Origin of the sequence: Pseudomonas sp. NBRC 111127 (genome assembly GCF_001320345.1) — a bacterium.
Classification (GTDB): Bacteria; Pseudomonadota; Gammaproteobacteria; order Pseudomonadales; family Pseudomonadaceae; genus Aquipseudomonas; species Aquipseudomonas juntendi.
On sequence record NZ_BCBD01000053.1, the window covers coordinates 1 to 14805 of the forward strand.

The window sequence follows — 14805 nt, forward strand, 5'->3', positions numbered from 1 at the left end:
CGCGGTAGTCACCAGGCGCTTGCCACAGGCCACGTTGCTGGGCCTCAAGCAGGCGCTCGGTAAGGTCACGCAAGGCCTCGGGGTTGTGCTCGCGCATGAAGTCGCGGGTGGCCGGGTCGAGCACATAGGCGTCGGCCAGCCCCTGGTAATGATGGTCGTCGATCAGGTGTGTGGTGGCGTCGAAGGCGAACAGGTTGTCCACCGTCGCCGCCATCTCGAAGGCGCCTTTGTAGCCATGTCGCTTGACCCCATCGATCCATTTGGGGTTCAGCGCACGGGCGCGGATCACCCGGTTCAGCTCTTCTTTCAAGGTGCGGATGCGCGGCCGGTCCACCTGGCTGTGGTCACCGTGGTAACTGGCCACGCCGGCCCCGCCCAGGGTTTCCGAAGCCGCCAGCATGCCACCCTGGAACTGGTAGTAGTCGTTGGAATCGAGCAGGTCGTGCTCGTGGTTGTCCTGGTTTTGCAACACCGCCTGGACCTTGGCCAGGCGCTGGGCGAACTGGGCGCGGGCCGGGGTGCCGTCATCGCTGCCGCCGTAGGCATAGCCGCCATGGTTGAGGTAGACCTCAGCCAGGTCTTCGCGGCTGTGCCACAGGCGGCCGTCGATGGCATTCTGCACCCCGGCACCGTAGGCGCCGGGTTTGGCCCCGAACACCCGCCAGCCAGCCTGCCGAGCGGCCTGTTCGGCGCTTGCACCCTGGGCCTGCAGCGCAGCGCGCTCGGAGCGTACACGGGCAGCCAGGGGGTTGAGGTCGTCGGGCTCGTCCAGCGCCGCCACCGCCTGCACCGCGGCATCGAACAGGCGGATCAGGTTGCCGAAGGCATCGCGGAAGAACCCGGAAACGCGCAAGGTCACGTCTACCCGTGGGCGGTCGAGCAAACTCAGCGGCAAGATCTCGAAGTCATCGACCCGTTGGCTACCGCTGGCCCACACCGGCCGCACGCCCATCAGCGCCATGGCCTGGGCGATGTCGTCGCCGCCGGTACGCATGGTAGCGGTACCCCACACCGAAAGGCCCAACTGGCGCAGGTGGTCGCCATGGTCCTGCAGGTGGCGTTCAAGAATCAGGTTGGCCGAGGCGAAGCCCAGGCGCCAGGCCGTGGTGGTAGGCAGGTTGCGCACGTCCACGGTATAGAAGTTACGGCCGGTGGGCAGCACATCGAGGCGGCCACGGCTGGGCGCGCCACTGGGCCCGGCCGGCACGAAGCGCCCGGCCAGCGCTGCCAGCAAGCCCTGCATTTCTGCGCTGCCGCAGGCGTCCAGGCCCGGCGCCACCTCCATGCACAGGGCTTGCAGCACCGCATGCACGGGCTGCCATGTGGCGCAGTCAGGTAGCTGGGCAATGCCGCCCAGCGCCTGCTCGATCAGTTGCAGCGCCAATAGCTCCAGCCGCTCCCGTGTATCGCCACAGGTGCGCCATGCCTCGCTGCTTACCGCTTGCAGCGGCTCGGGGCGGGCGCCCTGCCACGGCTGGCCGAGTTCGCAATCCAGCGGGTCGAAGCCGGGCACCAGCACCTTGGCCAAGGTGCGTAGCAGGCTGGCATTGCCGCCTCGGCCATCGCCGCGCTCGACCCTGAGCAACGCCAGCAGCGTATCCAGCCGCAGGCGCCCGGCAGGCGATTGGCCAAACACATGCAGGCCGTCGCGGATCTGCGACTCCTTGAGGTCGCACAGGTAAGTGTCCAGGCGCGGCAGCCACACGGCAGCATCGTCCAGCTGCCCCTCCAGCTGCAGCTCGCGGTCGATATGGTTGGCCTTGACCAGTTCGAGGATGTCGCGCTGCAACTCGCGCGCCCGCCGAGGGTCGAGCAGTTGCGCCTCATAGAATTCGTCGGCCAGTTGCTCCAGGTGGCGCAACGGCCCGTAAGTCTCGGCACGTGTCAGCGGCGGCATGAGGTGGTCGATGATCACCGCCTGGGTACGGCGCTTGGCCTGGGCGCCCTCACCGGGGTCGTTGACGATGAATGGGTAGATGTTCGGCAGCGGGCCGAGCAAGGCGTCCGGCCAGCACTGCGCCGACAGCCCTACGCCCTTGCCTGGTAGCCATTCGAGGTTGCCGTGCTTGCCGACGTGTATCACCGCGTCGGCAGCGAAGGCATGGCGCAGCCAGAAGTGGAATGCCAGGTAACCATGTGGCGGCACCAGGTCGGGGTCATGGTAGACCGCGCTGGGGTCAACCTGGTAGCCACGCGCCGGCTGGATGCCGACAAAGGTCAGGCCAAACCGCAGGCCGGCGACCATCAGCCGGCCACTGCGGAACATCGGGTCCTGCTGGGGTGGCCCCCACCGTTCCAGTACCGCCTGGCGGTTGGCTTCGGGCAGGCGCGCGAACGCAGCCTGGTAGTCGGCCAGGCTCAAGCTCTGGGCGCAAGGGCGCTGGTCGAGGTGGTCGAGGTCGTTGGTCACGCCACCGAGCAACTGCTGGATCAGCTGCGTGCCACTGCCCGGCAGGTCGGCCACCGGGTAGCCTTCGGCCTGCAATGCCGTGAGTATGTTCAGGGCCGCAGCGGGCGTATCCAGGCCAACGCCGTTGCCGATACGGCCATCCCGGGTCGGGTAGTTGGCCAGCACCAGGGCCACGCGCTTCTGCCCATTGGGCAGGCGCGCCAGCTCGACCCAACGGCGTGCCAGCTCGGCGACGAAGGCCATGCGTTCGGGGTGGGCGCGGTAGCACACCACGTCCGACTGGCTGCGCTCGCTGCGCCAAGCCATGTCCTTGAAACTGACCGGCCGGGTGATGATGCGCCCGTCCAGTTCGGGCAAGGCGATGTGCATGGCCAGGTCGCGCGCACCCAGGCCCTGTTCGCTGGCTTCCCAGCCGGGCTGGTTGTCCTGCGCGCAAATGGCCTGCAACACCGGGATATCACGGCGGAACGGGCGCAGGTTGGGGCGTTCGGGGCTGGACAGGGCAAAACCGGTGGTGTTGACCAGCACCTCGGCGCCGACCTCGTCCAGCCAGGCTTCGACCTGCTCCAGGCAGGCGCGTTCCTTCAGGCTGGCCACGGCGATCGGCAATGGATTCAGACCGGCCGCCTGCAGGCGCTGGCAGAACACGTCGATGAACGCGGTGTTGGCGGCTTGCAGGTGCGAGCGGTAGAACAGCAGCGGCGCTACCGGGTGTTCGGGGTGCCACTGCGGGTACCAGTCTTCCAGCGCCGCGCTGCCCTTTTGTGGGTGGTACACCGCCGTGCGCGGCAACGGCTGCGGCTCGTCCCAGGCATAGTCACGGCCCAGCCACTGGCTGGCCAGGCAGTTGAACAGGTTGATGGCGTTGGCCTTGCCGCCTTGGCGCAGGTAGTGCCACAGGCGTTCGGCCTGCGCGCCGGTGACGTTGCCCAGGCTGGTCAGTTCCGGGTCCGGGCGGTCGTCGCCCGGCACCAGGATCAGCTGCACGCCACGGGCCGCCAGTTCGACCAGTTGTTCTACGCCATAGCGCCAATAACCGACGCCACCGTGCAGCGACACCAGGATGACCTTGGCATGGCGCAGCACCTGGTCAACGTATAGGTCGACCGAGGCGTGGTTCTGCACCTGCATCGGGTTGGCCAGGCGCAGGCTGGGGAAGCCTGCGGGCAATTGCTCGGCCGTGTCGGCCAGCAACGCCAGGTGAGAATCGCCGCTGCAGAGTATCACCAGTTCGGCGGGTGTCTGGCCAAGGTCGGCGATGCTGTCATCCGGCACAAAGCCGCCGGGCTGGGTCCGCAGCAGGTGCATGGGTCAGGCGCCCAAGGCCTGGCGCAGGCGCGCTTCCAGCTGGGCCGCATCAAGGTCCTGGCCGATCAGCACCAGGCGGGTGATGCGCGGCTCGTCGGCACGCCAGGCACGATCGAAGTGCTTGTCGAAACGGGTACCCACGCCTTGCACCAGCAGGCGCATCGGCTTGCCCGGGATGGCAGCGAAGCCTTTGGCACGCAGGATGCCGAACTCCACCACCAGCTGGGTCAGGGCGTCGAGCAGCAGGCTTTCGTCGGCTTCCGGCAGGTCGATGGAGATGGAGTCGAAAGCGTCGTGGTCATGATCGTCATGGTCGTCGCCGTCGTGGTGCGAGTCGTGGTGGGTACGGCGGCCATCGATGTGCGCCTCGGACTCGGCGCCCACGCCCAGCAGCACTTCCAGTGGCAGCTTGCCGCTGCTGGCTTCGACCACTTTCACCGCCGGCGGCAGTTCTTCGGCGACTTCGGCACGCACCTTGGCCAGGCCTTCGGCGTCGATCAAGTCAGCCTTGTTCAATACCACCAGGTCAGCGCTGGCGAGCTGGTCGGCGAACAGCTCATGCAGGGGCGACTCGTGGTCCAGGTTGGGGTCCAGCTTGCGCTGCGCATCGACCTGGTCCGGGTAGGCGGCAAAGGTGCCGGCAGCCACCGCCGGGCTGTCGACCACGGTGATCACGGCGTCGACGGTGCAGGCGTTGCGGATTTCCGGCCACTGGAAGGCCTGCACCAGCGGTTTGGGCAGGGCCAGGCCGCTGGTTTCGATCAGGATGTGGTCCAGGTCGCCACGGCGTGCCACCAGCTCGCGCATCACCGGGAAGAATTCTTCCTGCACGGTGCAGCACAAGCAGCCGTTGGCCAGCTCGTAAACGCGGCCGGTGGCCTCTTCTTCAGTGCAACCGATGCTGCATTGCTTGAGGATTTCGCCATCGATGCCCAGTTCGCCGAACTCGTTGACGATGACCGCGATGCGGCGGCCCTGGGCGTTGTCGAGCATGTGGCGCAGCAACGTGGTCTTGCCCGAGCCGAGAAAGCCGGTAACGATGGTAACGGGGAGCTTGGCCAGTGTTTTCATGTCGCAGTGCCCTTGGCAGTATGGCGCGGGCATGCAGGACGACAGCCACCGGCCAGGCCGGCCGGGCTTGTTCGCCACCGGATCACCCCGCCCGGTTGAAAGTCGAAAACGTGACGAGGCAGGTCTCCTGGCTTGCACCGTTCCAGTTGCCTGCCGCGGCAGCAGTCTGGCGGGATGACGCCTTCCCGCGCGTTGGCGCAGTGGCTGTGTCGATCCGTTGTCGGTGCTTACAGTTGCGGGGGCAGCCGCGGCTTGTACCGCGTTCCCGTCTTAGCTTCGGCCTGGCCGAAGAACCTCGAAGTGGCAAGGCTACGCAGTGGTTGGCGGGTGGTCAACCGTTGCGGGTTGGCCGGGCAGCGGTGGGCAGTGCAAATGGGTTAAAGTGGCAGCCCGCCCCACGATCTAGGCCGCCTCATGTCTCTCGCCCCCTACCCGCCCAGCCCTGTGCAGCGTACCGGTGGACACCCCCTGCCAATGCAAGCCAATGACGAGGCCAACCCGTGAAAACGTTGAGCAAACGTGAACTGGCCCGCCTTGAGCGCGAACTGGTGGCGTGCCTGACCGAAGCCTGCGAAGCCGCCAAGGCGGAAATTGTCGGGTTCAGTTGGCTAACCCACCGTCTTGACCCGCATGAGTTTCCCGCCAGCCTGCGGATAATCTGGGTGTTCGAGCAGGAGGCGGACAAGTTGGCGGCCCTGGCGGGTGACGCGAAGGGGCGCATGCTGGCATTGACCCGCCTGGCGCTTGAGGAAGCAGGCATAGCGCTGGACCACCCCGCCTGGCATGTGCGCTTCGACAGTGAGCAGGCCTGTCAGCAACGGCACGGCGGCGACTGGGCCAAACGCTTGTCGGGGCGCTGAACGCTGGCGGGCTGCTCGACGAAACCTGCGACCGGCCGTTCCCGATCCGCCACGGATGTATTAAGGTGGCATGGTGCGCATATAACAGCAGCCCGAGCGATCGGGCACTAGCAAGACAATGAGGGTGTCATGAGCAACGAAAGCATTAATTGGGACAAGCTGGGTTTCGACTACATCAAGACCGACAAACGCTACCTGTCCGTATGGCGCAATGGCGAGTGGGACAAGGGCACCCTGACCGAAGACAACGTGCTGCACATCAGTGAAGGCTCCACCGCGCTGCACTATGGCCAGCAATGTTTCGAGGGCCTGAAGGCCTACCGCTGCAAGGATGGCTCCATCAACCTGTTCCGCCCGGACCAGAATGCCGCCCGCATGCAGCGCAGCTGCGCCCGCCTGCTGATGCCGCAGGTGCCGACCGATGTGTTCATCGAGGCGTGCAAGCAAGTGGTCAAGGCCAACGAAAAGTTCGTGCCACCGCATGGTAAAGGCGCCCTGTACCTGCGCCCGTTCGTGATCGGCACCGGCGACAACATTGGCGTGCGCACCGCCCCCGAGTTCATTTTCTCGGTTTTCGCCATTCCGGTTGGCTCGTACTTCAAGGGCGGCATGAAGCCGCACAACTTCCAGATCTCCAGCTTCGACCGTGCAGCACCGCAAGGCACCGGTGCCGCCAAGGTCGGTGGCAACTACGCTGCCAGCCTGCAGCCAGGTGCCGAAGCGAAGAAAGCCAACTTCGCCGACGCCATCTACCTCGACCCGCTGACCCACACCAAGATTGAAGAAGTCGGCTCGGCCAACTTCTTCGGCATTACCGCCAACAATGAGTTCGTCACGCCTAAATCGGCCTCGGTGCTGCCAGGCATCACCCGCCTGTCGCTGATGGAGCTGGCACAATCGCGCCTGGGCCTGACCGTGGTCGAAGGTGACGTGGAAATCAGCAGGCTGGACCGCTTCGTCGAAGCCGGCGCCTGCGGTACTGCTGCGGTGATCACCCCGATTGGTGGCATCGAGTACAACGGCAAGCTGCACGTGTTCCACGACCTGGAGAAGGTCGGCCCGGTCACGCAGAAGCTCTACAACGAGCTGACCGGCATCCAGAGCGGTGATGTGGAAGCACCGGCTGGCTGGATCGTCAAAGTCGCCTGAAACGCTTTTGCGGTATAAAAACGGGGCATGCCATCGCTGGCATGCCCCGTTTTTCATGGATCGAGCCACCAGGCGGCAGCCTGCAAGGTTTGAGCTTCTGCGCGTCAATGGCCAGGGCGCCGTGCATCAATAGTCACTATCGAGAGGGGCAATTTCTACCAGGCGCGGCAACCACATAACCTAGCTCCATCGCCTCGCCACCTACACCCTTGGCCCCTGGAGCTACCTGATGAACACCCTGGCCCGCTTGCTGACTGCCACGTTTGCCCTGCTTACCCTCGCCATCAGCAGCGGCTGTGCCAGCCACCCTGAACTGCGCCCGTACAGCGCCGACGAAACCCGCCAGTTACAGCTGGAGGCCTTGCAGCGCCGCGGTCTGTCGCTGGACGACTATGAGCAGCAACGCCGGGTGATCCAGCGTGCCGGCAACCTGCCGGTGGTGACCGAGGCAGCCGATGCCGACCGTTCGACCAAAGGCTGAACCCGCCGCTACATGGTTTTCAGCGGCCGCTCGGGCAGGTATCCTTGAACGCTCTACCGTAAGCCCTCCAGGACGGTGACCATGTTCAGGCCCCTGCTGTTGCTGAGCATTGCCCTGCTGTTCAGCCCCCCTCTGCTGGCCCAGCAGATGAAGCGCCAACTGGGCGATTTCGACTTTACACTCGGCACCACCCCTTCACGTAGCATGGCCCAAGGGTTGATTTCACCCACGGCGGTCGGCGCGTTTCATGGTGGCATGGATTTCAGCCACCCCAGTGGGCTGTACGTCGGCCAATATGCCCCGAGCATGGGGGTGACGGCCAACTCGACCCTGCGCCTGGACAGCTACATGGGCTACAAGCACCACTTCGACAGCACCTTGGGCTATGAAGTGGGGTTGATCCACTACAGCCAGCCAAACATCGCCGGCGCCGAGAGCGTAGCCCTGTATGGGGGAGTGTCGGTGCTGGGCAGCCGGTTCGGCGGTGCACTACGCGACAACCCCGACAACCGCACCGGTACGCTGTTCGCCGATTTTGGCCAACTGCCCTTGTTCGATGTCGACCTCACCGTCAAACTCGCCCATCACCGCCTAGGCACACCCTTCACCATCGGCGATGGCAGCCAGGTGAATGCCTTTTCCGACTGGTCGCTGGAACTGTCGCGCCCTTGGCTGGGCATCGACCTGAACCTGATCTACAGCAACTCGAGCCTCAGTGGCACCAGCTGTGACGCCTACTCAGGCATGAACACCTATTGCGACAGCGTGGTCACCCTCAAGGCCCAGCGCAGCTTTTTCTAGGCTTTTCCTACAGGGCCTGGCGGCGCGGCACCAGCGCCAGCGCAATACCGCCCAGCACTACCACACTGGCGAGCAACAAACGCAGCGATAACGGCTCGCCGATCAGCGCAACCCCGCCCAACCCCGCCAGCACCGGCACACTCAGCTGCAGGGTCGCCGCCTGTTGCGCACTGACCTGCCGCACCACGCCATACCACACGGCATAACCGGCTCCGGAAGCCAGCACACCAGAGCCCAGGGCGAACAGCAAGCCACCGGCGCTAAGGTGTGGCCCGGCCCCCAGCAACAGCAGCGGTGCCAGCACCACCAGCCAGGGCAGGCTGCGGGCAAAGTTGCCGGCCGTGTCGGCCAGCGGCCTGGGCGACCCTCTGCCGAGCAAGGTGTACGCCCCCCAGGCGATGCCAGAAACAACCATCAGCAAGGCACTGCTGAACGGTGGCGCCGAAGCGCCTGGCAACAATAGCACCAGCAAGCCGGCGAAGGCGATCAGCATACCCAGCAGGCCCCGTGCGCTGATGCGTTCGCCCTTGCACCAGGCAAAACCGAACATCGTGATCTGCACGGCACCGAAGAGCAGCAAGGCGCCCGCCCCGGCGCTCAGTTGCAGGTAGGCCGCTGAAAACAGGAAGGCATACAGGCACAAGGCCAAGCCTGCTCGCCAGGTGCCACCCATGCGCTGCGCCGGTCTGCGCAAGCGAATCAGCAACAACAGGAACACTGCACCACTGGCCAGGCGCACCACGGTGAACGAGGCCGGGTCGATCGCCCCGTTCTTGAGGGCCAGGCGGCAGAACACCGAGTTGGCGGCAAATGCCACCAGGCTGAACAGCGCTGGCCAGAGCCAGGCACGAGCCTTATGCCCGGCAAGCGAGGTGGTGCCAGTGCTCATGGCGTGGTACTCGAGGTCAAGTAGGTCGTTTCCTACAAACAGATGAGATTGTTGAACACCTCGTTCGTTTTCACAACTTGCGCATGCCGGTAAGGTGCACGGCACGGCACGGACGCTTTATCGCAACCAAGGACAAAACCATGAGCAAATTCGATTTTCAGTTGGCTTACACCGTCGAAGGGGATGAGGCAGATGCGGCGAAGGCACGTACGTACCTTCGCGAGAAAACCGGCCTGGAAACCGTCCAGCACATCGAGACCACCTTGCTTGGGGTGGTCACGCTCGAGGCCGCGACGCTTGCCGACCGCCAGAAGGATGCCGAGCGCGTATTCCACGCATTCATACACGATGCGTTAAAGACGCTGGGCGTGCTGTCCAGCGTGAAGTTCTACGGCTGCCTGATGGTGAACGGCCTCGGCCCCGCCATTCGCTTCAACGTGCTGCCCAAATGACCGCTGAAAAGTGACCGCTGACGGTATCAGGCGCGCGAGCGCCTGATACCCGTGCCTGTCATTTTTCTTCGAGTACGGACCGGCCTTTGACGGCGCGCGGGCCGCGCCAGGCCCAGAACAACAAGCCGGGGATTGGCGCGTAGACGACGAACACCACCCACAACATCTTGCGTTCGGCGCGCCGCTCACTGCCGATGATGTTCCAGATGGCCCAGATTTCCATGAGGATGACCAAGGCTGCGACAATGATCCAGATCGTTCCGACTTCCATAAGCGCTCTCTCTTTGCCGTGTAATGGCTTGGGTTGTTATTGACGCTGAGGGTTCAGATTGTTTTGACCACTCCTGCAGGTAACGCACCTCACTGCAGCGGCGCACGCTCCAGCGCCGCCTTCAATGCCGCGGCATCGGTGAACGCCTGCTGGCTCACCAATCTGCCTTCTTGCAACTGCAACCACTGTACCTGCCCTTGCTGCCCGGGGTACCGGCTGGCTACCCGCCCTTCCCGGTCGAGCAGCACCCGGTAGCTGTAACCGCGCATGGCCGGGATGGCGAACAGCTTGCTGACCAACGCAGGCATGCGCTGGATGTCGGCGACGAACACGGCCTTGCGTACTTCCAGGTAACCTTTGGGCGCGTCGGCCAGTGCCGCCTTGACCAACTTGGCGCCGTCCATGTCGCGCGCCACCAGTAATACCCGGGTGTCCGCGCTCAGGGTGTAGGCCTGGTCATGCTGGTCGAGCAACGTAAAGGGCGCGAGCGGTTCGCCCGGCTCCACGGCCGTGGCCAGCAATGGCAACAAGCTGAGCAACAAGGCAGCGGCGTATTTCATCGATAGGTTCCTCAAGGGCCAGGCGTTTGATGCAAGCGCCTATGGCAAAGCATAGTGGGAAAGTCTGCAGCCATACAGGTTGCCTGAACACGACCTGTAATACGACACCGCCACCGGGGAGATTGTCTTTCCTCCAGCCACCGGCCACACTCTGCGAGCCAGCCAGCAAGCGGAGTTCAGAGTGCCCACGCCACGCCAGTTCAGCAAGAAGACCAGTACCAGCAACATGCTGCGGCTCAAGGCCAGCAGCGCCGATGCCCAGGCCCCTTATCAAGTCGATTTCGTGCTGCTCGAACACTTCTCCATGGCCAGTTTCACCGTGGCCATGGACGTGCTGGTCACGGCCAACCTGCTGCGTGCCGACAGCTTCAGTTTCACCCCGCTGTCGCTGGACGGCGACCGCGTGCTCAGCGACCTTGGGCTGGAACTGGTGGCCACCGAATTGTCCCCCCAGGCGTTGAAGTCACCGGACCTGCTGGTCATCTGCGGGGGCTTGCGTACGCCGCTGAAATACCCGGTACTCGACCGCTTGCTGAGTGATTGCGCGGCCCATGGCATGGCCTTGGGTGGCTTGTGGAACGGCGCCTGGTTCCTGGGGCGCGCCGGGGTGCTGGATGACTATGGCTGCAGCGTTCACCCCGAGCAGCGTGCCAGTTTGTCCGAGCGCAGCCCGCAAACCCGCATTACCCCGGCCAGCTTCACCCTCGACCGTGACCGGCTCAGTGCCGCCAGCCCGAACGGCGCCATGGAACTGATGCTGGGGCTGGTGCGGCGCTTGTATGGTGACGGCCTGGCCGAAGGCGTGGAAGAAATTCTGTCGTTCTCAGGCGCCCGTTACCGCCAGGTCGGGCCGGGGGCCAAGAAGTCCATGAGCCTGCACCTGCGTACCATTGTCGAATTGATGGAGAACAACCTCGAGGAAACCCTCAGCCTCGACCAGCTGGCCGCCTACAGCGGGCGTTCACGGCGCCAGATCGACCGGTTGTTCCAGGCCCAGCTGGGCACATCGCCGCGGCGTTACTACATGGAGCTGCGCATTACCAAAAGCCGCAGGCTGCTGCAGTATTCCGACCTGTCGGTGATGGAAGTGGCGGTGGCTTGCGGCTTTGTTTCGGTGTCACATTTCAGCAAATGCTATGCGGCGTATTTTGGCTACCCGCCCTCGCGTGAGCAGCGGTTGGGCGACTGAGCAGGTTGGCGCAGCGTCAGGGGCGCTGCCCAACCTGAATGTAGCGCAGCACCGCATCACAGATCATCGCCTTGTGCCGCAGCTTGACCTGGTCATCCGACAGGTCTATCTGGAAGATCTCGCCAAAGGTATGCCGGTTGGACACCCGGTAAAAACAGAACGAGCTCATCAGCATGTGCAGGTCGATCACCTCGATACCGCTACGGAACACCCCTTCTTCTACCCCGCGGCGCAGCGTGTTGCCCAAGGCTTCGAGCACCAGGCTGCTCATTTCGCGAATAGCCGGGGACTGCTTGACGTATTCGCCGTAGTGGATGTTTTCGGTGCAGATGATCCGCACGAAGTCGACATTGCGGTCGTGGTGGTCGAAGGTGAACTCCACCAGCCTGCGGATCGCCTGGTCGGCCGGCAGCGACTCCAGGTCCAGGCTTTGCTCGGTCTTGCGAATATCGCCGTATAGCTTGACCAGGCATTCGCAATACAACTGCTCCTTGCTGCCGAAGTAGTAGTAGATCATGCGCTTGGACGTAGCCGTGCGTTCAGCGATGGCGTCCACGCGAGCCCCGGCCAGCCCTTGCTGAACGAATTCGTGGATGGCGGCCTGGAGGATATCCTCGCGGGTTTTCTCGGGGTTGTTCTTGCGCGTTCTGCGCCCCCCTTCGGTTTCAGGCTGGCCAAGGCCGACTACGGAATCACTCATACCCACTCACAGGCTGTTTATTGGAATGTGGGGGATTATCCGTGAGCACGGCCGTGCAGGGAAGCACGCTGTTGCGGCTAGCGCTGGGCCGTGACCGGCTCTGCTGGCGGCGTCAGGTGCAAGACACGGTCGCGTCCGCCCTCGGCCAGGAGGTAACCGCCCTTGCCGTCGGCGATGATGGCCTGGGGCGCCTTGAGAAACGTCAGCACCGTGTGCTGGCTGCCGTCGGCAGCGATGCGCAGCAGCCGGGCGCGGTGCGTGTTGTCCTCGCTGATCCACAGGCCACGCTGGTCGCAGTACAGGAACGTGGGGTTGCGCAAACCGTCGACCACCACCGGGTCGTTGCCATCGGCGGCCAGGGCGCGAACGGTGCCCTTGGCTTTTTCGGTGTACAACAGGTCGCCCCGACAGCGTGTCAGCCCTTCGGTTTCTGTCAGGCCGGAGCGCAGCACGTCCAGTTGCCCGCTCTGCCAGTCGTAGCGCATCAGGCGGCCGTTACCTTTGCGGTCTTCGATGGCATACAGGTGCTTGCCGTCGTTCCATAGCCCTTGCACGCTGTCGCCCTCGAACAACGGCGTGACCTTGCCATTGCGGGCCAGGCTGACCGGGGCGGCTCCGCCCTCCTGGCTGAATACCCAACCGCCCTGGGCCGCGACCATGCCGTCGGGTTTGGACAGGTTATCGATGACTACCACCCGGGCGCCGTCGGCGGCGATCTTGAGGATGCTGCCGCGGCCGTCGTCCAGCTCGCGGCTGACCAGCAGGCTGCCATCGGCTTGCGGCAGCAGTGACGCGGCCTTGGTCACGTCACCGTGCAGCACACCAACTTTCCAACCTGCCGCGGCCTGCACCGGATAGAAGCTTTGCCAGGCGAAAAAGCCCAATGTGGCCACGAGCAGGCCAGTGGTGGCGGTGAAGACGATTCGGGTGCTGCGCTTGCGCAGGATAGACGGCATAGGGGGCTCCTTGGAAATGCCGGGGGATCCTAACAAGGGAATGTGAAAAATATGTCGGAATCATCTGATCGGTAGCCCCTGCGTGCGAACGCGCATTCAGCGATCGAATCCTGGGTATTCCAACATTTAATTTGTGCATGGCGCGCGCTCGACCCTATTCTGTCGCCACATCCCCTGCGCCGCACCGGCCGGTGCGGTTCACGGCACGGGGAGAGAACAACAAGTCGAGATTGTCCATGTCGAACCATTCGTACTTCGCCCCCCACGGTGGGCACCCGGCTCAAACCGAGCTGCTGACTGACCGTGCCATGTTCACCGAAGCCTACGCCGTCATCCCCAAAGGCGTGATGCGTGACATCGTCACCAGCCACTTGCCATTCTGGGACAAGATGCGCATGTGGGTCATCGCCCGCCCACTGACCGGTTTTGCCGAGACTTTCTCGCAGTACATCGTCGAAGTGGCCCCGGAAGGCGGCAGTGAACGCCCTGAGCTGGACCCTGATGCCGAGGCCGTGGTGTTCATCGTCGAAGGCGAACTGGACATCACCGTCGAAGGCAAGCACCACACCCTGGTGCCAGGCGGCTACGCGTTCCTGGCGCCAGGCGCCGAGTGGAGCCTGCGCAACAACAGCAAAGCCAATGTCACCTTCCACTGGCTGCGCAAGCACTACCAGAAAGTCGAGGGCCTGGACGCACCTGAGTCGTTCGTGACCCACCGTGACAACGCCACCGTCATTGAAATGCCGGGCACCGAAGGCCGCTGGGTCACTACCCGCTTCGTCGACATGGCCGACATGCGTCACGACATGCATGTGAACATCGTCACCTTCCAGCCCGGCGGCGTGATCCCGTTCGCGGAAACCCACGTGATGGAGCATGGCCTGTACGTGCTGGAAGGCAAGGCGGTGTACCGCCTGAACCAGGACTGGGTCGAAGTGGAAGCCGGCGACTTCATGTGGCTGCGCGCCTTCTGCCCGCAAGCCTGCTACGCAGGTGGCCCAGGCAAGTTCAGCTACCTGCTGTACAAGGACGTGAACCGTCACGTGCACCTGACGCTGAACCCCAAGCGCTGAGGCACCGGGGCGCATGGCGCCCTGCTCCCGACACAAGGCCGCCCCCGCAGGTTTGCGTGAACCTGCAGGGGCGGCCTTGTTTCAGGCGCACGGGCAAGCGTTTACTGCACGACCCCGCAGGCCACCCGGGCTCCACCGCCACCCAGCTTCTCGGGGTGGTCGCTGTGGTTGTCACCGCCGGCGTGCACCATCAGTGCATGGCCTTTGAAATCGGTGGCCTTCAGCCGCGGCGCGAGGACAGGATAGGTGGCCTTGCCATCAGCCCCCACATACAGCGCCGGCAAGTCGCCGCGATGACCGCTGTCATCATAGGGGCCTTTGTGGGCGTTGCTGGAATCCGGGTCCCAGTGCCCGCCCGCAGCGCCCGCTGGCACAGGCTTGCCGCCGTCTTGCGCCGGTGCGCACGAGGCGTTCTGGTGGAGGTGGAAGCCGTGCACGCCTGGCGGCAGGTCCTTCAGGCCGGGGGTGAGCAACGTGCCATATTTGTTCTGCTCGATGCTGATAGTGCCAATGGACTTGCCAGGGCCGTCGGGGCCGGCCAGCTTGAGTTCGACCGTTTCGGCCGCCTGGGCCAACCCGGCGCTGGCCAGTAAAGCGACAAATGCAGCTGTTTTCATAGTGCGTCTCCATGGCTT

Annotated in this window: 15 protein-coding genes and 1 riboswitch; of the genes, 7 read left to right on the plus strand and 8 right to left on the minus strand. The window is 64.2% G+C overall.

The features are described from left to right. Positions 1-3718: cobaltochelatase subunit CobN (gene cobN / locus APH30_RS12240; RefSeq protein ID WP_054912683.1), on the minus strand; the 3718-nt coding region annotated here is incomplete at its 3' end. A 3-nt stretch (positions 3719-3721) separates the two neighbouring features. Next, positions 3722-4789, minus strand: coding sequence for a cobalamin biosynthesis protein CobW (cobW, locus tag APH30_RS12245; protein ID WP_054904763.1), 1068 nt, complete (start codon positions 4787-4789; stop codon positions 3722-3724). A 99-nt stretch (positions 4790-4888) separates the two neighbouring features. Continuing rightward, positions 4889-5102, minus strand: a riboswitch (cobalamin riboswitch). Positions 5103-5289: 187 nt separating this feature from the next. Between cobW and APH30_RS12250 the strand changes: the two genes are divergently transcribed. The 4 genes from APH30_RS12250 (at position 5290) to APH30_RS12265 (ending at position 8080) form a co-directional block, all read left to right on the plus strand. Further along, the gene (locus tag APH30_RS12250; RefSeq protein ID WP_054912684.1) at positions 5290-5649 is read left to right on the plus strand and encodes a hypothetical protein; all 360 of its coding nucleotides are present in this window, start codon (positions 5290-5292) and stop codon (positions 5647-5649) included. Between the two features lie 129 nt (positions 5650-5778). After that, on the plus strand, positions 5779-6798 hold the full coding sequence (locus tag APH30_RS12255) for a branched-chain amino acid aminotransferase (RefSeq protein ID WP_054912685.1): 1020 nt from the start codon (positions 5779-5781) through the stop codon (positions 6796-6798). A 229-nt stretch (positions 6799-7027) separates the two neighbouring features. Further along, on the plus strand, positions 7028-7279 hold the full coding sequence (locus APH30_RS12260) for a hypothetical protein (protein ID WP_009686696.1): 252 nt from the start codon (positions 7028-7030) through the stop codon (positions 7277-7279). Positions 7280-7360: 81 nt separating this feature from the next. Next, positions 7361-8080, plus strand: coding sequence for a TorF family putative porin (locus APH30_RS12265; protein ID WP_009686695.1), 720 nt, complete (start codon positions 7361-7363; stop codon positions 8078-8080). 7 nt (positions 8081-8087) lie between these two features. Here the strand turns inward: APH30_RS12265 and APH30_RS12270 are convergent, their stop codons facing one another. Next, complete coding sequence (locus APH30_RS12270; RefSeq protein ID WP_054912686.1) at positions 8088-8969, minus strand: DMT family transporter; 882 nt, start codon at positions 8967-8969, stop codon at positions 8088-8090. Between the two features lie 140 nt (positions 8970-9109). Here APH30_RS12270 and APH30_RS12275 point away from each other — a divergent pair, with 140 nt between their 5' ends. Beyond that, positions 9110-9421, plus strand: coding sequence for a hypothetical protein (locus tag APH30_RS12275; RefSeq protein ID WP_054912687.1), 312 nt, complete (start codon positions 9110-9112; stop codon positions 9419-9421). 58 nt (positions 9422-9479) lie between these two features. Here APH30_RS12275 and APH30_RS12280 read toward each other — a convergent pair whose 3' ends face one another. Further along, positions 9480-9692, minus strand: coding sequence for a PLDc N-terminal domain-containing protein (locus APH30_RS12280; protein WP_009686692.1), 213 nt, complete (start codon positions 9690-9692; stop codon positions 9480-9482). Positions 9693-9781: 89 nt separating this feature from the next. After that, on the minus strand, positions 9782-10252 hold the full coding sequence (locus APH30_RS12285) for a hypothetical protein (RefSeq protein WP_054912688.1): 471 nt from the start codon (positions 10250-10252) through the stop codon (positions 9782-9784). Positions 10253-10433: 181 nt separating this feature from the next. On the opposite strand from APH30_RS12285, the gene APH30_RS12290 reads away from it, so the two are divergent. Then, a complete protein-coding gene (locus APH30_RS12290; RefSeq protein WP_054912689.1) occupies positions 10434-11441 on the plus strand; it encodes a GlxA family transcriptional regulator in 1008 nt (335 codons plus the stop codon). 16 nt (positions 11442-11457) lie between these two features. On the opposite strand, the gene APH30_RS12295 is transcribed toward APH30_RS12290, so the two are convergent. Both APH30_RS12295 and APH30_RS12300 read right to left on the minus strand, forming a co-directional pair. Further along, a complete protein-coding gene (locus APH30_RS12295) occupies positions 11458-12141 on the minus strand; it encodes a TetR/AcrR family transcriptional regulator (RefSeq protein WP_029886484.1) in 684 nt (227 codons plus the stop codon). Positions 12142-12218: 77 nt separating this feature from the next. After that, positions 12219-13097: a hypothetical protein gene (locus APH30_RS12300; protein WP_054912690.1), complete on the minus strand. Its 879-nt coding sequence runs from the start codon at positions 13095-13097 to the stop codon at positions 12219-12221. A 236-nt stretch (positions 13098-13333) separates the two neighbouring features. On the opposite strand from APH30_RS12300, the gene APH30_RS12305 reads away from it, so the two are divergent. Beyond that, positions 13334-14170, plus strand: a complete 837-nt coding sequence (locus tag APH30_RS12305; protein ID WP_029886486.1) for a bifunctional allantoicase/(S)-ureidoglycine aminohydrolase — start codon at positions 13334-13336, stop codon at positions 14168-14170. A 101-nt stretch (positions 14171-14271) separates the two neighbouring features. On the opposite strand, the gene sodC is transcribed toward APH30_RS12305, so the two are convergent. Beyond that, a complete protein-coding gene (gene sodC, locus APH30_RS12310) occupies positions 14272-14787 on the minus strand; it encodes a superoxide dismutase family protein (protein ID WP_054912691.1) in 516 nt (171 codons plus the stop codon). Between the last annotated feature and the right edge of the window lie 18 nt (positions 14788-14805).